The following is a 20,389-nucleotide window of genomic DNA, read 5'->3' as shown; positions in this document are numbered from 1 at the left end:
TGATACGTATATAGGTATATTATACTTATTATGGAAAATTTTTTAAAATATAAAAAAGAGTTTTTTAGAAAAAGGAGGAGTTTGTGGGTGCATTTTTTGTGGTAGCCTCGGTGATTATGTGGCTGATGCAGGTAACCATAGGGGCTTGGCTGTTTACGTCTTTCCCACAGATTGGGTGGAAATACCCGGTTGTGTTATTACCTATTTTATTTTCAGTACTGATGTTTTGGGGGCTTGGTTATACGCGCACGTATTGGGGTGTGTGGGAAAGTTGGCTTTATTATTTTGCCTATGCTTGGATGGGGCTTGTATTTTTAGGCTTTTGCATTTGCGCGGGTTTTGCCGTACTGCATTGGATTTTAAATTTGTGCCATTTGCATTGCCGCGTATGGCTGGGGGTTTTAAGCGTGGGCACAATGGCTGTCGTATTTGGTATGGCAATTTACGGGGGAATTTCTTCCCCAAAGTTAAAACATATTTCCGTAACCGTGCCCGGTGCGCCCAAAATGAAACTAGCCCTCTTGTCCGATTCCCACTTGGGGATGGGCGTATCGTACAAGCGGTTTGATAAGGCGATGAGCCGTATTGAGACTGAAAAGCCGGATGCTTTGCTTGTTTTGGGGGATGTGTTTGAATACGGCCCGTCGCGCGAAAAATACGCCGAACGCATTAAAAATTTAGTTACCCCACAGGGCACTTATGGCGTTTTTGGCAACCACGAGTATTATGTCGGGTACGAAAACTCCAAGGAATTTTTTAAAGAAGCGGGCATTACTCTTTTGGAAAACGACCTTGTCCAAATGCCTAACGGCATTCAAGTGGCGGGCATAAAAGACGCCAAAACCGTGCGTATGACCGCCCAAGAGGCCGAAGATGTGCTTAAAAAAGCGGATAACAAAAAGCCGCTTATCTTTTTAAGTCATACGCCTGTGTTTGCCGAAGAAGCCGCCCAGCACGGGGCCGCTTTAATGTTTAGCGGGCACACCCACAACGGGCAGATTTTCCCTTTCAAATATTTAGTGCGCTTGCAATTTCCGCGCGTGTATGGATTGTTTGAAGTGGAACAAATGAAATTCTACATAACGTCCGGTATGTTCTATTGGGGTATTCCGCTGCGCTTTTTGGCTCCGGCGGAAATTCCGGTGGTAGAGGTTAATTACTGATGAAAAAACTCCTGCTGTCCGCGTTGCTTTTTTGTGTGTTACCGTTAGCGGCCGAAACGCGCTTTGAGGATTTGACCCCGCAGGAAAAACTGGGGCAGACCTTGGTGGTGTTTGTGGACGTGGACAGTGCGGAGCAGGTGCGCCCGGCGATTGAGCAGGGCAAAATTGGCGGGGTGCTTATCCAATGGGGAAATTACTCGCTGGCGGAAACCAAAAAATTGGTGGATAAACTGCAATCTTGGGCCGCCGTCAGCCCGCATAAAATTCCGTTGTTTATTTCCATTGATTACGAGGGTGGCACGGTCTATACGCCTATTACTCTGGGGTTTGACTATTTGCCTACCAATATGATGCTCTCCGCCGCGCGCGACGAAGAGGGCGCTGCCGCCATAGCCTATTTGGCCGGATTAGAGTTGCGCCGCGCGGGTGTGCATATCAATTTTTCCCCGGTGCTGGATGTAAACAGCAATCCGCATAACCCTATTATCGGCGTGCGCTCCTTCGGGTCAGACCCGGCCAGCGTAACGCGTATGGGCAGTGCGCTTATTAACGGTTTTAAGGCGGCGGATATCGTTAGCGTGGTAAAGCATTTCCCGGGCCACGGCGACACATCGGCCGATTCCCATTACGATGTGCCGGTCGTGCGGGCCAGTTATTCACAACTGCAAAAAATCCATTTGGCTCCGTTTGAAGCCGCCGTTAAACAAGGCGTGCCCGGCGTGATGACGGGGCACATCTTATACCCGGCGTTAGACAGCAAAAATGTAGCCACGTTTTCGCGACCGATTTTACAGGATTTACTGCGCGGGAAAATGGGTTTTAAGGGGTTAATTGTAACCGACAGTTTGGATATGAAGAGCGCCACCACCTATTGCACGATTGCCGGGTGTGCCGTGCGCGCACTGGAAAGCGGGGCGGATATGATTTTACTCGGGCGGTATGTAAAGCCCGTATCGGTCTTTGACCAAGTGTGGCGCGATGTGCAAGCCAAGCATTTGGAGCCCGTGGTGGAGGAAGCCGCCCGCAAAGTTTTTGCGTTAAAAAAGCAAATGGGGTTATTGGACAATTCCCGTGCGGTCCCTGCGCCAATTGAAGAGGCGTATCATACGGCACTGGCCAAAATCAGCGCGGAATCGGTAACCTTGGTGCGCGACAGAAAGAAATTGCTTCCGTTTAAACCCGCTTCCAATAAAAAACCGACGGTGTGTGCAGTGTTTTTTGCTCCGGCTCGCTTTGCGGACCAACTGATGAATTTTTCCAAACCGTTCTTGCAAAAGGGGTGGACGATACGCAGTTACAATGCGGCCTTAACCCCGCGCAAAAAGGACAGCCAGCGCGCCGCCGCGTGCGCCAAAGGGGCCGATTTGCTGATTGTAACCAGTTTGCAATGGGCCGATAAAACCAATATCAACCAAAAAAACGCCATTAACGGCTTGATAGAGGAAAACCCGAACACGGTGTTTATCTCCACGATGAGCCCGTACGATATAAAAAATTACCCGGAGGCGGACGTGGTTATGGCCACCTACGGGTTAAATAAATATGTCTTGCAAACGGCTGCGGACATTATTTTGGGCAACCAATCCGCCCAGGGCGTATTGCCCGTTGCCTTGCCGGACGTACAGGATTAAGACTTCTTTTCCTGCCGTTTGGCGTTGATAAATTCATACACCGCGGGCAACAGCGAAAGCACAATAATCGCTACAATTACATAGTGAAAGTGATTTTGAACGACGGGCAAATCGGCAAAGAAATAACCGCCCAGCGTAAAGAGCAGCACCCACAGCGCGGCGCCGATTAAGTTAAACGAAGCAAAATGGAAGTACGTCATTTTGCCAATACCTGCCACAAACGGCGCAAATGTGCGGATAATGGGGATAAAACGCGCCAAAATAATGGTTTTGCCGCCGTATTTTTCGTAAAACGCGTGCGCCTTATTTAGGTGGTCTTTATTTAAAAAGATACTGTCTTTCTTGGTAAACACCTTGGGGCCCAGCCATTTACCGATTTCATAATTGCAACAATCTCCCAATACCGCCGCCGCAAAAACGACAGGCATCAGCCAAGGCAGGTTAATTGCGCTGTCGTGCGAGGCCGCCAAGGCCCCACAGGCAAACAATAGGGAGTCGCCCGGCAAAAAGGGCGTAACCACAAGCCCCGTTTCGCAAAAGACGACCGCAAAAATAACGATATAGAGCCAAATACCCATCCAGGCGGCCCAAGTGTTCAAATGCACGTCCAAGTGCAAGAAAATATCTGCTAGTTGCGCTAAAAATTCCATATAGTAATTGTAGCAAAATAAATTTGTGCCCGACGGGCTCATAATATGGTATAATTTTTATAGTTACCTACCGGTAAGTAAATATAACGAAGAGAGAGGAAGAAATGAAAAAATTTTTAGCCGTTGCCGTATGCTTGTTGGGTTTTGCGTTTAGTGCGCAGGCCCGCGCCTATCAAACGGGTGATGTTTTATTGGGAGCGGCGTTTGTGGCCTCTCCGCTTGAATTAGGGACCGATTGGGGCGAGGTAAATGTAGATGACCAAACGGATAATATTTCGCACGATGCCAAACTGGGGCATCCGGGCCTTGGGGGCGAAATTTCCGCCTTGTACTTTGTGCATCCGCGCGTAGCCTTGGGCGTACTGGCGGAAGACCAAAATTTTGATACCGACCTTTCCAGCGGTTGGGAAATAAACACCAGCACCCGCCAGCGCAATTATATGTTGGCCTCGCGCGTGTTTTTGACCGATACGGAAAATTTGTATAAGGTTTATTTGCCCTTGGCCGTCGGTGTGGCTCGTACCGATATGACGGTGGATTTTGCCACGAACGAACATTTCCGCTATACTGGCTTTGCGGGGCATGCCGGTTTAGGGGTAGAACGCGCTTTAACGGACCGCTGGGCTGTGGATTTGGAAGTGCGCTACAACGTAAACCGCTTCCACGCTTCTAAACAGATTTCCTCGGGCCCGCACGCGGGGCACCACGTTACCATTTATCCGCGCGCGGCGTATGTAACTGCGTCCGCTCGGGTGTTGTACCGGATTTAAGTATCGGGGGGTAGAACCGATAAAAAGGGGCGGCTTTTACAAGCCGCCCCTTTTGCTATTTGTTAAAAAGTGTTAGCAAAATGCCCTTTAAAACAATTTTAGGGTCGGATGCCGTAGAAGATTTAAAGGCGCTGTCTGCGTCAATAATGCGGTTTAGCGCGTTTAAAAAATTTTTGGAAGGGGGGAACATCCGGGCCGAACTGACAAGTCGGTTTTCCCAGTACATTAGGCCTGCCGCGCGCAAAATTTCGGATGGGGCCATACCGGCTTCGGATAAGCGTTTAATGCGCGCCATTTTTAAAATAGGGAACGTCATTTTGCTCAAAATGCCCACAGGTTCCTCGCCGTCGTCCACCAGTTTATCCACCAGTTGTACGGCGCGGGTTTTGTTGCAGGCGGTAATCGCGTTAGACAGTTCAAAGGGGTTTTCCTCTTTGCTAAAACCGACACAGGCCAGTACATCGTCCTTGGTAATGGTCTTATTTTCCCTATCTAGGGTGTAGAGGTACAACTTTTCTATTTCGTTATCCAGGGCCGCCAGTTCTCCGCCAATGCTTTCGCACAGTAAATCCACGGAATCAAAATCCGCCTTTAAGCCCTTTTCCTGCATTTTTTGGCGGACCCAAGTATTTAAATCGTCTTTTTTGAGTTCCTCAAAACTAACCACGCGCCCGGCGTCGGAGCAGATTTCCGCCAGCACCTTTTCCGTCTTCATCTTTTTAGAATCGTTATGCGTTAAAATAAGCGTGGTGGTGGGGAGCGGGTTATCCAAATAGCGGATGAGGGCTTCCTTGGGCTCCTTGCGCAGTTTTTCTATGCCCGTCAGCACGATAAGGCGCGCATCGGAAAATACCGGGGCCGTATTGGCTAAGGCGAGTACCTCGCCGAGGTCCGCTTTGTCCGCTTCGCTTTGAAAAGCGTTAAAATCGTCCGGGTGGAGAATTTCGCGGATTTTCTTAATAATTAAATTTTTGCGATAGACATCTTCCCCCGTCAGTAAATAGACGGGGGATATGATATTTTGTGCAAGTTCTGCGGATAATTTTTCGGCGGTAATTTTAGGCATTTTTAGTGCGTAATGGTGGTATATTCCGGGTTGTTCATTACTTTCTTTTTGTTTTCGCTCATTACCGAGCCAAAACCGTCCACCGTGCGTTTGACGATGTCTTTGGATAGTTTTTCAAAGACCACATCGCGCGCCTGTACTTCCGTCATCCCGCCCGGAAGCGTGGACGCCGAGTAAATTTGCGTACCCAAAAAGGCGGGCTCGCGCCATACGGGGGCATTGGTGGTTTTATCCATAAACACCACATCCAGCCAAATATCCATACGGTAAACGGTGGGGATTAATTGGCTGTCGTACTGAATCGGCACGTTTAAATAGCGCGAAATGGTGGTAACAACCACGCCCTCGGCGTTGGAATTTTCGGAAACGATTTGATAGGAACCGTTGCGCAAAAATTCGTCGTAAAGTTCGTTGTAAAATTTATCTTCCAGCGCAAATACTTCCGTTTTGTTTAAAATAGGCCGTACCGCAATTTTTTTGATATGCTGCGGCATAATTTGGGCCTGCGGTTTATACACAGCCCCTTCGCTGGCACAAGCGGCCAACGCCGCTACGGCACACAAGGCACAGATAAATTTCTTCATACAGACTCCCTTTATTTTTTAGGTGCGGCCACAATGCTTACCATACGGCCGGGCACGACGATAATTTTTTTGATTTCCAACCCCTCCAAACTGCGGGTAACCTTGGGGCTGGCAAGCGCAATTTTTTCAATTTCTGCGCGTTCGGCGTTTCTGGGTACGGACACGCGGTCGCGCACCTTGCCGTTTACCTGCACGCCGATTTCGGCGGTATCGTCCTGCATTAAGGCTTCGTTGGGTTTCGGCCAGGCCGATTTAACTACAAAGCCCTCGTAGCCCTTTTGTTGCCAGATTTCCTCAGTCAGGTGCGGGGCAAACGGGTGCAGCAGTTTCAGGAATGTTTGGAACATATCCTGGCTGATTTGCGGTAGTTTGCTGATGTCGTTAAACAACACCATTAAAGAGGAGATAGCCGTGTTAAAGCGGAAGTTTTCAATATCTTCGCCCACCTTGGCAATGGTTTTATTTTTTAAAATTTCGCTCTTGCGCGGGTCGGCTTCGGTTACGGTTTTGACCGTGTCCGCCCAACCGCAAACGCGTTTTAAGAAGCGCGTTACGCCTTCAATCCCCTTCATATCCCAAGGTTTGCTGGCCTCAAACGGGCCCATAAACATTTCGTACATACGGAACGCATCGGCGCCGTACTGCGTAAGGATATCGTCGGGGTTGACGACGTTCTTTTTGGATTTGGACATCTTTTCCACCATTGGGGAAAGTTCCTCTCCGGTGGTTTTTAAATAGGCTTTGCCGTCTTTAAAATCAATTTCGTCATAGCCGTGGTAGTTGCCCATTTTGTCGCGGTACGAGAAGGCCAAAATCATCCCTTGGTGGCGCAACTTGTGGAACGGTTCCTTGTGGCTGACGTAGCCCAAATCGTAGAGTACGCGGTGCCAGAAGCGGGCATAAAGCAGGTGGAGTACGGCGTGTTCCGCGCCGCCAATATAGCAATCCACCGGGCCGTAGGCTTTTTCAATGGCCGGGTCCACAAAAATTTTATCGTTGTGCGGGTCCATATAGCGCAGGTAGTACCAGCAGGAGCCTGCCCATTGGGGCATAGTATTGGTTTCGCGCTTGGCCGGGCCGCCGCAATGCGGGCAGGTGGTGTTGACCCAACTGTCCACCGTAGCCAAGGGGGATTCCCCGGTGCCGGAGGGTTCAAATTTCTCTACTTCCGGCAGCGTAAGCGGCAGTTGGTCTTCCGGCAACGGCACTACCCCGCATTTAGGACAATGCACTATTGGAATCGGTTCGCCCCAGTAGCGTTGGCGGGCAAACACCCAGTCGCGCAGTTTATAGGTGGTTTTGGCCTTGCCTAAACCGCGTTCGGTGAGCCACTTAATCATAGCGGCTTTGGATTCTTTTACGCGCAGGCCGTTTAAAAAGCCGGAGTTAATGAGTTCCCCGTCGCCCGTGAAGGCTTCTTTTTCTACGCCTTGTTCGCTTTTAATAACTTCAATAATTTCAAGACCGAATTTCTTGGCAAACGCGTAGTCGCGCTCGTCGTGGGAGGGCACGGCCATAATGGCCCCCGTTCCGTAACCCATAAGTACATAGTCGGACGTCCACACCGGGATTTTTTTGCCGTTTACCGGGTTAATGGCATACGCCCCCGTAAATACGCCCGTTTTAATTTTGTTTAAGTCGCCGCGTTCCAAGTCGCTCTTTTTGGCGGCTTCGGCCTGATAGGCGGCCACGGCGGCTTGTTGTGCGGGCGTTACGATTTTTTTAAGAATCGGGTGTTCGGGCGAAACCACCATATAGGTGGCGCCGAAGAGCGTGTCCGGGCGGGTAGTAAAGACGGTTAAAGTCTCGTCCGCGCCGTCCACCTTAAAGGTTACTTCGGCCCCGTTGGATTTGCCAATCCAGTTGCGCTGCATCGCAAGCGTGCTTTCCGGCCAGTCCAATTCGTCCAAGCCTTCCAGCAGTTTTTCGGCGTAATCGGTAATGCGCAAAATCCATTGGCGCAGGGCCTTGCGTTCAATTTCGTGGCCGCAGCGTTCGCACTTGCCGTTAAAGACTTCTTCGTTGGCGAGCCCCGTTTTGCACGAGGGACACCAGTTTATCGGTACGGTGGATTCGTAGGCCAAGCCCTTTTTAAAGAGTTGCAGGAAAATCCATTGCGTCCATTTATAATACTTGGGGTCCGTGGTGTCAATTTCCCGGTTCCAGTCGTATGCGAGGCCGATGGATTTAATTTGGCGTTTAAAATTTTGAATATTTTTATGAGTGGTAATCCGCGGATGAATCCCCGTGGAAATAGCATAGTTTTCCGCGGGCAGGCCGAAAGCGTCCCACCCCATCGGGTGCAGTACGTCGTAGCCGTTCATTAGTTTGTAGCGAACAAGGATGTCGGAAGCGGTGTATCCTTCCGGGTGGCCGACGTGCAGGCCCGCGCCCGACGGATAAGGGAACATATCCAGACAATAAAACTTTTTGCCTTTCGGCATTTTGGGGCTGGCAAAGAGGTTTGCTTTTTCCCAGCGTTCTTGTTGCTTTTTATCAATTTGCGGAAAGTTATCAATACTCATAATACCTTTATTTTAACAATTTTTCAGGGGAAAGGCACTCTTTTTGCGGGAGAAACGCTTATTCGGGGCGGCGCTTTAAAAAGGCGGCGATTTTTTGCGGGTCGCCCAAAAAGTAATCTTGGGTTGCGTGATAGGTTTTATCTAACTCCATTACCCACGGGGTGGCGGGTGGAACAACCAGTTTTTCTACGGCTTTGGGTGGCAAGTTTTTGAAATAGACGGCAAGGGCGCGCAATAAATCCTCGTGTGCGGCTACTAATTGGACGTCATAGCGTGCAAAGGCCGGAAAAACCACTTGGGTAAAAAAGCCAAGGGCCCGCTGTTGGGCTTGCTGTAAGGATTCCCCGTTGGGCGGTGTAACGCCGGGCGGAAGCAGTTTGTAAGCGGCCACATTGTCCGCGGCGGGCGGTGGGGCACAAAAGAACATCTGCCGCCAAGAAAGCACCGCGGTAAGCCCGTATTTATGGGCGGCCTCTTGGCGGGTTTTATCTTGTAAATCGCCATAGTGGCGCTCGTTTAGCCGCCAATCGGTTTGTAAGGGGATTTTATAGGGCATCCCGGCCAAAACAGCCTGTGCAGTTTGCCGTGCGCGAAGTAAACAGGAGGAATAGGTAGCCTGTGGAAACAAGCCGGCTTCTTTTAATAATTCCCCTGCTTGTGCGGCTTGGGCGTGCCCTTGCGTGGTCAGCGGAGCATCGGCCCAACCTGTAAAGCGGTGGGCTAAATTATAGGTGCTTTGCCCGTGGCGCAGTAAAATGAGTTTCTTCATAGTCAGCCGTGCGGGTGATATTTTTTGTGCTTGGCCTTTAAGTCGCTTACGTCCAAATGCGTGTAGATCTGGGTTGTAGTCAAATTGGCGTGGCCTAGCATTTCCTGCAAACTCCTTAAATCGGCCCCGCCCTGTAACAGGTGCGAAGCAAAGGTATGGCGGAAGAGGTGCGGGTGGAGCGGCTGGGAGATATTGGCCTTGCGCCCTAAGGCGGCGAGGTCCTTCCATACGGACACACGGCTTATTTTTTTGCCGTTTTTGTTTAAAAACAGTTCAGAGTCCACCTCTTTTGCCGCAAAGTGAGCCTCGCGCTCAGCCAGGTATTGCTTAATGCGTTCCACCGCACGGTCGTGTATCGGTACAAAGCGTTGCTTGCCGCCCTTGCCTAAGGCTAAAACCCACTTTTCCACCAAGTTTACGTTTTCCAGCCGCAGGTTGATAAGTTCGCTTACGCGCAGGCCCGCCGCGTACAAAAGTTCAATAATGGTTACGGTGCGGATTTCGTCAAATTTTTCGGCCGGGTAGGAAAGAAGTCGGTCCATTTCCTCGCGCGTGAGTTGGGTGGGAATTTTTTGCGCCAGTTTGGGCGATTTTAAAAAGCGGGTCGGGTCGTCCTTTATTTTTTCCTCAATCAGCAGAAATTTGTAAAAGCATTTAACGGCTTCCATTTTGCGGAAAATGCTCGTAGCGGCCAGTTTTTCAATGACGCGCAACTGGTAGTTGTATTGGTCCAAAAATTCGGGCGTAATGGTTAAGGGGTCCTTTTCGTTGGCCTCGCAATATTCCAAAAAGTGTTCCGCATCGCTACCGTAGGATGCGGTGGTGTTGGGCGATAGTTGGCGTTCAAAGGTTAAATGGTTTTTAAAATCTTCCAGTAAGGTTTGGTTAGTCATTTTCAATAATCCGTCCCGGTTTGGCGGATAAAATGCAAATATCCGGCGCAAAAATAAGCGGCTCTCGGGCTTCTTCCAGCCCGTAGGTGGTTTCCGTAAAAATAAGGTGCTGAACCGAACAAACCGGGATTAACACGGGCAGTTTTTCGCCCGTGAACGCAAGTTCGCGGTTTTGTACAGTAAGCGGAATTAATTCCAGCGCGTAATTTTTAGGCGCATAAAAGGTGTACATTACTTGCAAAGCGGCGGTCGGATAGCCCGTTTTTGCCGTATCTACCAAAAGAGTATGGCGTTTTTCCACCTGGGTTAAATGCGTGAGCGCGTTTTTAAGCCCGGTGGGCTCTTGCTTGGCGTTATGCACAAATTCCCAATGCTCGCCTATCCAACCCATCAGCAAAAGCGGCAATAGGACAATTAATATTTTGTGCCGCGCTTGCAAATGGAACAGGGCATAAGCCAGCAACAATAAAAAGGACGGCATTGCGGCCAAAAAGTAACGGTCTAGCCACAGGTTGTATTTGTGCGAAACTGCTGCTACCACACCTAATAAAATAAGGTTTTGGCCCAAGGGCAAAATAAAATCGGTGCGGAGTAAGAGCGTTTTTTTGTAGGCAAATAAGATAGATGTGCCCGCCAAAACGGTTAAAATAACAAGCCCGCCCAAGAGCCGGTCCGAGCCAAAGAGAAATTGAGCAATTTCAAAACTGGCTTGTAAGGGAGGAGTAGCGTACCACCACGAGGAGCCGGGGGCGGACATTAGCGTTACCGTATGATACACCCACGGCAGCCAGCACGCAAAAACGGCGGCGGTTCCCCAAAAAACAGTTTTGCGTCCTGTTTTAAAATAGCAAGCATAGAAGAATATAAGTAGTGCCGTGATAAAAAAGAGCGCGGACGAAAAGTAATGCAGGTACGCGGCAAACAGCCCAGTAAAGAAAAACGCCGCCCAACGTTTTGTGGACGGTTTTTTGCGGGTGGACAATAAGTCCAAAAGTGAAAGTGCCTGCAAGGTAAACGCCGATACCGCCAGCACCGCAAACGAATAGGCGCGGATTACGCCTGCAAATTGCACCAAGGCAAACGAGCCTGCCATTAGCGCGGTGAAAATAAAGCGTTGGATAGGGCTCCACCGTCTGGGTGCCAAAAACCAAACCAAAGGAACCGTAGCGGCCGAGACAAGCGCGCTTAACAGCCGCATATAAAAGGGCGTTAGCGGGAAAAGGTGGTTCCAGCCGTAAAGGATAAAGTTATAAAGTGGCAGATTGACGTCTTTTAACAGCATTTCCCGCCAAATGTACGCCCACGAAAATCCCGGGAAAGCCGTAGCCATAGAGTAGAGTTCGTCATACAGCAGGCCCAAATGCAGGAGCGCGAAGCGTTGGCAGAACATATAAACACCCAGCACGCCGGATACCGCGAGCGAAACGGCCGTGATAATGGAATAAAGTTTCTTCATACAGGTTATCCATATTATAGAAAATTCCGTTTACGGAAAGGGGCAAAGCGTGCGGACCGACGGTTCAGAATGCCCCCATTTTTATAATGGCCTTGTTTGTTTGCAACATTGCAAAAATAGTGTGGCTCTATTAATCAAAAGGGTGCGACCTAGTGGCGACCTGCACGGTGCGGCGCGCAGGGTCATCCCCGAAGGTTTTTGTCGGGGATCTGTCGTTTTGTAAGAGGGCGACAACAACTAACAACAGATTCCCGACTACGACACTCGGGAATGACAAAGATAATTTATAACGAATCAGGCCCCGCGGAAAGCGGGGCCTTGTGATATACAGATTATTTTTTTGTAACCTTTTTCGGTTCTTTGGCGGGTTCGGCTTGGGCTTGTTCCGCCGCGTCGGCTTTTTTGCCGTTGTAGTGGTGCCCGAGATATTTTACATACAATTTATCTTCAATCTCGGCGGCCAGTTCGGGGTTATCCTTTAAATACTGGCGGGCGTTTTCGGCGCCTTGGCCCAGTTTTTCATCCCCATAGATAAACCAACTGCCGCTTTTTTCAATAAATCCGGCCTCTACGCCTTTATCAATAATGCAGGCTTCGCGCGAAATACCGTGGCCGAGAATCATCGTAAATTCGGCTTGACGGTACGGCGGCGCCACTTTGTTTTTAGTTACTTTGGCGCGCACGCGGGTGCCGATAACTTCATCGCCCTTTTTCAGGTTTTCAATGCGGCGTACATCAATGCGGACGGACGCGTAAAATTTAAGCGCAAGTCCGCCGGGGGTGGTTTCCGGGTTGCCGAACATTACGCCGATTTTTTGGCGCAACTGGTTAATAAAAATAATGCTCGTTTTGGTTTTGTTGAGCAGGCTCGTCAGTTTGCGCAGGGCCTGGCTCATCAGTCTGGCCTGCAAACCCACGTGGGCGTCGCCCATTTCGCCTTCAATTTCGGCTTTCGGCACAAGGGCGGCCACGGAGTCCACCACGATTAAATCAATCGCACCCGAGCGCACGAGTTTTTCGGCAATTTCAAGTGCCTGTTCGCCGGAATCGGGCTGGGAAACCAATAATTCATCCACATTTACGCCCAAATTGGCGGCATAAACAGGATCTAGGGCGTGTTCCGCATCAATAAAGGCTACGGTGCCGCCCATTTTTTGCGTTTGGGCCGCCACGTGCAAGGATAACGTCGTCTTGCCGCCGGCTTCCGGCCCGTAAATTTCAATCACGCGCCCGCGCGGGAGCCCGCCCACGCCCAAGGCCAAATCCAAGGACAGCGCGCCCGTGGGGATTGCTTCCACGTTCTTTACGCCGCCTCCGCCCAGTTTGCAAATCGCTTCTTTGCCAAACGCTTTTTCAATCTGGCCCAGGGCCAAATCAAGCGCTTTTTGTTTGTTTGCGTCCATACAACTCCTCCAAGTAGGTTTAAATGGTTACGGCGTCTTTTTGTTCCACCGCCGCGCCGTGAAAGGTCAACTTTCCGGCGGATGTATCAAAATCTACAATAATTTTGGTGTGGTCCGGGTAGCGGCTGATAAGGATATTTTCCGCCAGCGGGTCTTCCAGTTCGCGCTGTAACGTGCGAAGTAAAGGGCGCGCCCCGTATTTTACGTCAAAACCCTTTTCCACCAAGAAATTCTTGGCCTCTTTCGTCAGTTCCAAGGACAGGTTTCTGTCGGCCAGTTTGTCGTCCACTTCTTCCAAGGCTAAATCCAAAATTGCGCCGATGTTCTCTTTGGTGAGAGAGTGGAAGACCACAATTTCATCAATACGGTTGATAAATTCCGGGTTGAAGGTCTTTTTGACCTCTTCCATTACGTTCTTGCGCATATCTTGGTACTCTTGTTCCTCGGTGTGGTGCGCGGCAAAGCCTAAGGTGTTGCCTTTATTGGTAATTTCACGCGCGCCGACGTTGGACGTCATAATAATCACGCAGTTTTTAAAACTGACTTTATGGCCCAAATTGTCGCTCAAAGCCCCTTCGTCCAGCACTTGCAATAAAATATTGTAAATATCCGGGTGGGCTTTTTCCAGTTCGTCCAATACCACCACGCTATACGGTCGGCGGCGGACGGCTTCGGTAAGTTGTCCGCCTTCTTCATATCCTACATAGCCGGGCGGCGCACCAATCAGGCGCGAAACGGCAAACTTTTCCATATATTCGGACATATCCAACCGGATCATAGCGTCCTCGTCGCCAAACAGGAAGGTGGCCAAACTCTTGGCCAATTCCGTTTTGCCTACGCCCGTGGGACCTAGGAATAAAAATCCGCCAATCGGACGGTGCGGGTTTCCAAGCCCAGTGCGGTTGCGGCGAATTGCCTGCGAAACGGCCTTTACGGCATCGTTCTGCCCAATAATGCGCTCGTGGAGGTGTTCCTCCATATGCAAAATCTTATCGGTTTCGCTTTGCGTCAGGCGTGTAACCGGGATGCCCGTCCATTTGGAAGCGACAAGCGCGATGTCCTCTTCGGTTACTTGCGGGACTTGCTTGTCGTGCTCCTCGTGCCATTTTTGTTTTAAATGGTCAATATAACCCTTTAAGCGGGCTTCGGTATCCTTGGCCGCGGCGGCTTTTTCAAATTCTTTATTCGCCATTGCTTCGTCTTTTTCCTGCACGGCCTGGTTGTATTCCAGTTGTTTTTGTTTGATTTCGGGCGGGAGCGCGGCGTTTTTCAAGCGTGCGCGGGCCCCGGCTTCGTCAAACAGGTCAATGGCTTTATCCGGCATAGCGCGGTCGGTAATGTAGCGGTCCGCAATAGAGGCCGCGGCACGTATGGCCCCGTCCGTATAATGCACCTTGTGGTGCGCTTCGTATTTGGAGCGGACGCCCTTTAAAATGTTAATGGTATCTTCCACGTCCGGCGGGTCGGCTACCACGGGTTGGAAGCGGCGTTCCAAGGCGGCGTCGGTTTCAATGGATTTGCGGTATTCGTCAAAGGTGGTGGCGCCGATGCACTGCACTTCCCCGCGGGCCAAGGCCGGCTTTAAAATGTTGGCCGCGTCAATAGAACCTTCCGCCGCGCCCGCGCCGATAATGGTGTGCAGTTCGTCAATAAAAATAATTGCGTCTTTGGCGGCGGCCAGTTCGTCAATAATGTTTTTTAAGCGTTGTTCAAATTCGCCGCGGTATTTGGTTCCCGCCACCACGGAGGCTAAATCCAACGCCAAAATGCGCTTGTTGGAAAGCACATCCGAAATTTCGCCTTGGGCGATTTTTTGCGCAAGTCCCTCTACAATGGCGGTCTTGCCTACGCCGGGTTCCCCGATAAGCACCGGGTTATTTTTGGTGCGGCGGGCCAAGATTTGTACCAAGCGTTCAATTTCTTCCTCGCGCCCGATAACCGGGTCCAGTTTGTTTTGGGCGGCCAGTTTGGTAAGGTCGCGCGTGTATTCGTCCAGCGTGGGCGTTTTGCTCTTGCTGACGGCGCTTTCGCGTTCTTTTTTAGGGGTGTTTAAATTGATTTCCTGAGAAAAAACGGCGTTGTCCTCGTTTAAGTCGCCGGGTTCTGCGTCGCCAATAAAGTTAAGCACGGTGTCGCGTACGGAATCCAAATTAAGGCCCAAATTGGCCAAAATTTTGCCGGCCATCCCCTCTTCCTCGCGGATGAGGCCCAGCAAAATATGCTCGGTGCCGATATGGTCCGAACCCAACATTTGGGATTCCTCTACGGATAGTTCCAGCACTTTTTTGGCACGGGGCGTAAAGGGAATTTCTCCCAGCAGCATAATCGTATCACCGATGCCCACCATTTTTTCAATTTCTTGGCGGACCTTGCGGAACGTTACGCCCAGCCCGGATAAAATTTTATTGGATACAGTGCCTTCCAAGGCGGAAAGCCCCAGCAAAATATGTTCGGTGCCCACATAGTCGTGGTTGAGGCGTTTGGCCTCTTCTTGCGCGATGAGGATAATTTTTTGCGCATTTTCGGTAAATCTTTTAGCCATCTTATTATAAACCCCTTTCAAACGATTACTACCATTATATAAAATAACGTGCCCGTCCGCGGGGATTGCCCGTGCCAGCCAAAAAGGGGGCAGACCGTAGAGCACGGGGATATTTTGTATAATACCTTATATATGGAACAAGCAATAGAACGTGCCCGCAAAATCCGGGCCATTTTAACCGACGTAGATGGTATTTTAACGGACGGAAAAGTAAACTTTTTCGTACGGGACGACGGCAAAATAGACGAATTTAAATCCTTTAATACGCAGGACGGCTTGGCTGTAATGCTCTGCAACAGTACGGATATTGTGTGCGGCATTATTACGGGCCGCCGCCACCCGACCACGGTGGACCGCGCCCGCAACTTGGGCTACAAATATATGTACCAAGGGTTTTTGACCAAAATGGGGCCGCTGAACGATATTTTAAAGAAGGAAGGCCTTACGCCCGAACAAGTGGCGTATATTGGCGATGACATTACCGATATGCCGCTTTTAAAGGCTGTGGGCTTTGCGGCTACCGTGCCCAACGCGTTAGACGTAGTTAAAAATTGCGCGCATTACGTTACCAAGCACAACGGTGGGGACGGCGCCTACCGCGAGATTATTGATTTTATTTTAAACGCCCAAGGCAAATTGGCCCCGATTTTGGACCAAGTGAATAATTCCGCCTGGAAGGTAAACAAAAAATCTCAGTTGGAAATCGTTACGTCGCAGGAAGGCATTGCGTAATGAAAGGCAAGTTTATTGTTTTAGAGGGGCCGGACCGTTGCGGCAAATCCACCCAAGCCAAGTTGCTCTATAACCGGCTGGTGGAGTGCGGGCACGAGGTGATTTTAACGCGCGAGCCGGGCGGCACACCCACGGCGGAGCGTATCCGGCAGATTGTGCTGGAACCGGGGCTGGATATCCGCCCAATGGCGGAATTAATGCTGTATGAAGCCTCCCGTGCCCAGCACACGCAGGAAAAAATTTTGCCCGCGCTGGAAGCGGGGAAAACCGTCATTTGCGAGCGTTATACAATGTCCACCTGCGCCTATCAGGGCTATGGCCGGGGCATTGATTTAAAGGTAATTGATGCTTTAAATAAGGTGGCTTCGCTTAATTTACAGCCCGATTTGACGCTCGTATTTTTAATGTCGGATAAGTATTTTACCGAACGCGGCGAATATTTATTTTCGGACCGTTTGGAACAGGAAGACATCGCCTTCCGCCAAAAAATGCGCCAAGGGTATTTGGAAATGGTTAAAACCACGCCCAACGCCTATTTGGTAGATGCAGATAAACATATAGACGAAATTCAAAACCAAGTGCGCCAACTGCTGTTGGAGCGCCATATTATAGACTAATGCCGTTTGCCGATATTTTGGGGCAGGAAAAAGCCTCCTCGTACTTAAAGCAACTGGTCCGGAGCCAAAAGGTTCCGGGGGCACTTTTGTTTTTTGGTCCGGACGGGGTGGGCAAACGCTTGGCCGCGCTGGAATTTGCCAAGGCGCTTAATTGTTTGGACGAAACCGCCCGCCAAAACGGTGATGCCTGTGGCGTGTGCGCCAACTGCGAGGCTATTGATAAAGGCACAAACCCGGATGTAACGTTTGTAGATTTTACCTATCAGGCAAGATTAGAAGTAAAAAAAGATTTCACCAGTAAGGGCTACGCCGAGGAGTTGGAAAAGGAAATTACCAAACAGCAGCACATCAGCGTAGATACCATCCGCGACGTTACCGCTAAATCCCAACAAAAGGCCGTAGGGAACGGGTGGAAGGTGCTGATTATTGACCAAGCCCAAACAATGCAGGGCGCGGCGGCCAATGCACTTTTAAAATTTATTGAAGAACCGCCCGCTAAAACAGTGTGGATTTTAATTACCAATAAGCGCGCGGCTATGTTGAGGACGATTTTGTCGCGCTGCCAGCCCTTATCGTTTGCCCCGTTATCCTTGGAAAACGTCAAAGATATTTTAACCAAAACGCAGGCCGATGTGTCCAATGTGGATTTATGCGCCAAGTACAGCGCGGGCTCGGTCTCCGGTGCGTTAAAGGCCGCGGAAGCATTGGATTTATTGCAGGCTGGCGGCTTTGGCATCCCGCAGGGACCCAGCGGCGTGGCGGCGGGGCTTTCCCGCACGTTGGTAACGGCCAGGCAGGAAGCGCAGGCTATTTTGGACGTGCTGATAATGGCCTTGCACCAAGCCTGGATAAACGAGCCAGACGAAAACAAGCAATATGCTTATCAGGCAATGCTAAAACGATTTGAAAATTATAAACGCAGTATCGGGCGGAATGTATCGCCCGCGCTGGTGTTGGAAACCGCTCTAATGAGTTTGGACGGTTTAAACTTGCAGATTTTTTAATACGGAGAGAATATGACTAAGAAATTCTATATCACCACCCCTATTTATTATGTGAACTCAGTTCCGCATATCGGGCACGCCTACACGACGATTGCGCAGGATGTGCTGGCCCGCTACAAACGCTTAAAAGGCTTTGACGTGCGGTTTTTGACGGGTACCGACGAGCACGGCGCCAATATTGAAAAATCTGCCGCCGCCGCTGGCGTAACGCCCAAAGAGTGGACGGACCAAGTTTCGGCCAAATACAAAGAATTGTGGAAATTGCTCAATATTTCCTATGACGATTTTATCCGCACCACCGACAAAAAACACGAGCAAGTGGTGCAGGCTATTTTTGAAAAATTGTTAAAGAGCGGCGATATTTACTTGGGCTCCTATTCGGGCAAATACTGCTTGTCTTGTGAACAATATTACAACGAAAGCGAAATTTTGGAAGGCAACCTCTGCCCCGTTCACAAAAAACCGTTGACCGAAGTGCACGAGGAAACCTATTTCTTTAAACTCTCCCGCTACGAAAAACCCCTCTTAAAATATTACGAGGAACACCCGGACTTTTTAAGTCCCAAATACCGCGCCAACGAAATTATTAACTTCGTTAAGGGCGGCTTGCAGGATTTATCCGTTACCCGTACCAAAGTGGCGTGGGGTATCCCGGTGTTAAGCAACCCCAAACATACCATTTATGTATGGTTTGACGCGCTTATTAACTATATTTCCGCCGCGGGTTACGGCACGCACATTTGTGAGGATAAAACTTTGCACGAAGCACAATTAAAGCAAATCAAGGCGGATAAGTTTGAAGACTTGTGGCCGGCTGATTTGCATATGGTGGGCAAAGAAATCTTCCGCTTCCATACGGTTATTTGGCCCGCTGTGTTAATGGCGCTCGGGTTGCCGCTTCCTAAAAAGGTATTTGCCCACGGCTGGTGGACGGTGGAAGGGGAAAAGATGTCCAAGTCCTTGGGCAACATTGTGGACCCCGCCAAAGTGGCCGCCGAATACGGCGTGGACCCGCTTCGCGCGTTCTTATTCCGCGAGGTTCCCTTTGGCCAGGACGGGGACTTTTCTATGACGAGTTTCAAAAACCGTTATAATTCCGATTTGGCCAACAACATTGGCAACCTGCTTTCCCGCACGCTTAATATGGCGGCCAAAAACATTGGCGAATTGCCGGAAAAAATTGAAGGCGATTACAAATTGCTCGCACACGCCGACGAGGTGGACGAAGCCATTGATAAGGCGTATGATGAGTTGGCCTTTGATAAAGTGCTTGAAAATATTTACGGCTATGCCAGCGAATTAAACAAACTGGTGGACGAGAAAAAACCGTGGGAACTTGCCAAGCACGATGTAGAAGCCGCTAAGGCCGTTTTGTTGGAACTGGTGGCCTGCTTGCGCAAAGTGGCGGTGTGGTTGGAGCCCTTTATGCCGACGATTGCCAAGGAAATGCAGAGAAGACTCCTGCCCGGCAAGATTGAAAAGTACGCTCCGCTTTTCCCGCGTTTGGATAAATAAGTAGAGCAGTTTTTGGGGCGGCACGCTTATTAACGGGCGTGCCGCTTTTTTATTACTTGCTAATTGGGGTAAAATAGATTACACTAACCTTATGAGAAAATTCTTCCTCCTCTTGCTTGCTTTAACGTGTGCGGCGGCTGCCCGGGCGGACATTTCGGGCGCGTCGTTTTTTGCCGTGGTGCGTTCGGGCGATACGGATAAGGCGGAGGAAATGATTCGCGCGGATAAAACCTTGGTGTTTGTGGAAGAACCCGGCGGAATGACGGCCTTTTTGGCGGCGGTAAAGAATAAAGACGTCAAAATGGCGCAGTTGCTGGCGGATAGTTTTTCCCGCTTGGACGTCCGTACCGCCGAGGGAAACGCTGTACACTTGGCCACTATCAATAACGACGAAGCAATGCTGCGTATGCTTTTTGCATTTATGGACGAGGTGGAGCCGGATTTGTTTGAGTATTTGGCCAATGCCCCGCGTGGCAGCCGCACTTCACCCGCCAGCGACCGTAACACGCCGCTCCATTTGGCCGCGTTAAATTGCAACCAGGCTATTTATGATTTCTTGGTTCAACACGGGGCCAGTGAAAAGGCCTTAAACCGCCGCCGTCAAACGCCAAAGCGGTTGCTCTCCTTTTGCAAACAAACTGTGGTCAAAAGCGCGCCGGCCCCTACTCCCGTTTCCGCGCCGAAAAAACCCGCCTTGCAAGAGCCGGTTTCTACTCCCGCGGCTACTGTGCATAGTTCCTATTGATGTCCTCCCGTCGTGTTTGGCGGCCCGCTAGGGTGCGGTCCGCTGGGCTCATAATCTGTACTTTCCCTTATTTTAATAACAACAGATCCTGGACAACGGCTTTCCAGGATGACGACAACAACTAGCGACACAATCGGTAGATTCTGAAACAAGTTCAGAATGACTTTTATTTTTTATAACGGCAAAAATGTAGTTGTTTATTGTTGGCGTTTCGTTGGTTGGCTACATTGCAAAAAGAGTGTTGCCCAATAAATCAAACGAGTGCGGAAAATCTGCCGCCCGCAGGGGGCGGCGCGCAGCGCTTTATAAAGGGGTTGTTTCGTT

17 protein-coding genes are annotated in these 20,389 nt (G+C 50.1%); 8 read left to right on the top strand and 9 right to left on the bottom strand.

All coding sequences use genetic code 11. The features are described from left to right. Positions 1-83 precede the first annotated feature (83 nt). Both B2118_RS07105 and B2118_RS07100 read left to right on the top strand, forming a co-directional pair. Positions 84-1,163 carry a metallophosphoesterase gene (locus B2118_RS07105; RefSeq protein WP_428054564.1) on the top strand — a complete coding sequence of 360 codons (1,080 nt, stop codon included), beginning with the start codon at positions 84-86 and terminating at the stop codon, positions 1,161-1,163. Continuing rightward, positions 1,163-2,794: a glycoside hydrolase family 3 protein gene (locus B2118_RS07100; protein ID WP_428054562.1), complete on the top strand. Its 1,632-nt coding sequence runs from the start codon at positions 1,163-1,165 to the stop codon at positions 2,792-2,794. Before B2118_RS07105 ends, B2118_RS07100 begins: the two co-directional genes overlap by 1 nt. Here B2118_RS07100 and B2118_RS07095 read toward each other — a convergent pair. Beyond that, positions 2,791-3,444: a DedA family protein gene (locus tag B2118_RS07095; protein ID WP_428054560.1), complete on the bottom strand. Its 654-nt coding sequence runs from the start codon at positions 3,442-3,444 to the stop codon at positions 2,791-2,793. The genes B2118_RS07100 and B2118_RS07095 overlap by 4 nt on opposite strands. A gap of 104 nt (positions 3,445-3,548) precedes the next feature. Here B2118_RS07095 and B2118_RS07090 point away from each other — a divergent pair, with 104 nt between their 5' ends. Next, complete coding sequence (locus B2118_RS07090; protein WP_428054558.1) at positions 3,549-4,214, top strand: outer membrane beta-barrel protein; 666 nt, start codon at positions 3,549-3,551, stop codon at positions 4,212-4,214. Between the two features lie 55 nt (positions 4,215-4,269). Here the strand turns inward: B2118_RS07090 and holA are convergent, their stop codons facing one another. From holA to B2118_RS07050, 8 genes are all read right to left on the bottom strand, one after another. Beyond that, on the bottom strand, positions 4,270-5,280 hold the full coding sequence (holA, locus tag B2118_RS07085) for a DNA polymerase III subunit delta (RefSeq protein WP_428054556.1): 1,011 nt from the start codon (positions 5,278-5,280) through the stop codon (positions 4,270-4,272). A 2-nt stretch (positions 5,281-5,282) separates the two neighbouring features. Then, complete coding sequence (gene lptE / locus B2118_RS07080) at positions 5,283-5,864, bottom strand: LPS assembly lipoprotein LptE (protein WP_428054554.1); 582 nt, start codon at positions 5,862-5,864, stop codon at positions 5,283-5,285. An 11-nt stretch (positions 5,865-5,875) separates the two neighbouring features. After that, positions 5,876-8,389, bottom strand: a complete 2,514-nt coding sequence (leuS, locus tag B2118_RS07075) for a leucine--tRNA ligase (protein WP_428054552.1) — start codon at positions 8,387-8,389, stop codon at positions 5,876-5,878. Positions 8,390-8,447: 58 nt separating this feature from the next. Next, positions 8,448-9,158 (bottom strand): 2,3-bisphosphoglycerate-dependent phosphoglycerate mutase, encoded by a 711-nt coding sequence (locus B2118_RS07070; protein WP_428054550.1) that lies wholly within the window; start codon positions 9,156-9,158, stop codon positions 8,448-8,450. A gap of 2 nt (positions 9,159-9,160) precedes the next feature. After that, on the bottom strand, positions 9,161-10,051 hold the full coding sequence (xerA, locus tag B2118_RS07065; protein ID WP_428054548.1) for a site-specific tyrosine recombinase/integron integrase: 891 nt from the start codon (positions 10,049-10,051) through the stop codon (positions 9,161-9,163). Next, on the bottom strand, positions 10,044-11,507 hold the full coding sequence (locus B2118_RS07060) for a hypothetical protein (RefSeq protein ID WP_428054546.1): 1,464 nt from the start codon (positions 11,505-11,507) through the stop codon (positions 10,044-10,046). Before B2118_RS07060 ends, xerA begins: the two co-directional genes overlap by 8 nt. A 332-nt stretch (positions 11,508-11,839) precedes the next feature. Next, positions 11,840-12,910, bottom strand: a complete 1,071-nt coding sequence (gene recA, locus B2118_RS07055) for a recombinase RecA (RefSeq protein WP_428054544.1) — start codon at positions 12,908-12,910, stop codon at positions 11,840-11,842. A gap of 19 nt (positions 12,911-12,929) precedes the next feature. After that, the gene (locus B2118_RS07050) at positions 12,930-15,452 is read right to left on the bottom strand and encodes an ATP-dependent Clp protease ATP-binding subunit (protein ID WP_428054542.1); all 2,523 of its coding nucleotides are present in this window, start codon (positions 15,450-15,452) and stop codon (positions 12,930-12,932) included. A 132-nt stretch (positions 15,453-15,584) separates the two neighbouring features. Here B2118_RS07050 and B2118_RS07045 point away from each other — a divergent pair, with 132 nt between their 5' ends. From B2118_RS07045 to B2118_RS07025, 5 genes are all read left to right on the top strand, one after another. Further along, the gene (locus B2118_RS07045; RefSeq protein ID WP_428054540.1) at positions 15,585-16,184 is read left to right on the top strand and encodes a KdsC family phosphatase; all 600 of its coding nucleotides are present in this window, start codon (positions 15,585-15,587) and stop codon (positions 16,182-16,184) included. Beyond that, complete coding sequence (tmk, locus tag B2118_RS07040; RefSeq protein ID WP_428054538.1) at positions 16,184-16,801, top strand: dTMP kinase; 618 nt, start codon at positions 16,184-16,186, stop codon at positions 16,799-16,801. Before B2118_RS07045 ends, tmk begins: the two co-directional genes overlap by 1 nt. After that, on the top strand, positions 16,801-17,805 hold the full coding sequence (locus B2118_RS07035; protein WP_428054536.1) for an ATP-binding protein: 1,005 nt from the start codon (positions 16,801-16,803) through the stop codon (positions 17,803-17,805). The genes tmk and B2118_RS07035 overlap by 1 nt, the downstream gene beginning before the upstream one ends. A gap of 12 nt (positions 17,806-17,817) precedes the next feature. Beyond that, complete coding sequence (gene metG / locus B2118_RS07030; protein ID WP_428054534.1) at positions 17,818-19,320, top strand: methionine--tRNA ligase; 1,503 nt, start codon at positions 17,818-17,820, stop codon at positions 19,318-19,320. Between the two features lie 91 nt (positions 19,321-19,411). Then, complete coding sequence (locus B2118_RS07025) at positions 19,412-20,065, top strand: hypothetical protein (RefSeq protein ID WP_428054532.1); 654 nt, start codon at positions 19,412-19,414, stop codon at positions 20,063-20,065. Positions 20,066-20,389 lie beyond the last annotated feature (324 nt).

Origin of the sequence: Candidatus Avelusimicrobium stercoris (genome assembly GCF_002437085.1) — a bacterium.
GTDB lineage: Bacteria > Elusimicrobiota > Elusimicrobia > Elusimicrobiales > Elusimicrobiaceae > Avelusimicrobium > Avelusimicrobium stercoris.
Note: the sequence above shows the minus strand (reverse complement) of the source record. Positions and strands in the feature narration are given on the sequence as shown.

Coding starts and splice junctions, on each gene's coding strand:
- B2118_RS07100 (WP_428054562.1), top strand. CDS start 1,163: ATGAAAAAACTCCTGCTGTCCGCGTTGCTTTTTTGTGTGTTACCGTTA.
- B2118_RS07095 (WP_428054560.1), bottom strand. CDS start 3,444: ATGGAATTTTTAGCGCAACTAGCAGATATTTTCTTGCACTTGGACGTG.
- B2118_RS07090 (WP_428054558.1), top strand. CDS start 3,549: ATGAAAAAATTTTTAGCCGTTGCCGTATGCTTGTTGGGTTTTGCGTTT.
- holA (WP_428054556.1), bottom strand. CDS start 5,280: ATGCCTAAAATTACCGCCGAAAAATTATCCGCAGAACTTGCACAAAAT.
- lptE (WP_428054554.1), bottom strand. CDS start 5,864: ATGAAGAAATTTATCTGTGCCTTGTGTGCCGTAGCGGCGTTGGCCGCT.
- leuS (WP_428054552.1), bottom strand. CDS start 8,389: ATGAGTATTGATAACTTTCCGCAAATTGATAAAAAGCAACAAGAACGC.
- B2118_RS07070 (WP_428054550.1), bottom strand. CDS start 9,158: ATGAAGAAACTCATTTTACTGCGCCACGGGCAAAGCACCTATAATTTA.
- xerA (WP_428054548.1), bottom strand. CDS start 10,051: ATGACTAACCAAACCTTACTGGAAGATTTTAAAAACCATTTAACCTTT.
- B2118_RS07060 (WP_428054546.1), bottom strand. CDS start 11,507: ATGAAGAAACTTTATTCCATTATCACGGCCGTTTCGCTCGCGGTATCC.
- recA (WP_428054544.1), bottom strand. CDS start 12,910: ATGGACGCAAACAAACAAAAAGCGCTTGATTTGGCCCTGGGCCAGATT.
- B2118_RS07050 (WP_428054542.1), bottom strand. CDS start 15,452: ATGGCTAAAAGATTTACCGAAAATGCGCAAAAAATTATCCTCATCGCG.
- B2118_RS07045 (WP_428054540.1), top strand. CDS start 15,585: ATGGAACAAGCAATAGAACGTGCCCGCAAAATCCGGGCCATTTTAACC.
- tmk (WP_428054538.1), top strand. CDS start 16,184: ATGAAAGGCAAGTTTATTGTTTTAGAGGGGCCGGACCGTTGCGGCAAA.
- B2118_RS07035 (WP_428054536.1), top strand. CDS start 16,801: ATGCCGTTTGCCGATATTTTGGGGCAGGAAAAAGCCTCCTCGTACTTA.
- metG (WP_428054534.1), top strand. CDS start 17,818: ATGACTAAGAAATTCTATATCACCACCCCTATTTATTATGTGAACTCA.
- B2118_RS07025 (WP_428054532.1), top strand. CDS start 19,412: ATGAGAAAATTCTTCCTCCTCTTGCTTGCTTTAACGTGTGCGGCGGCT.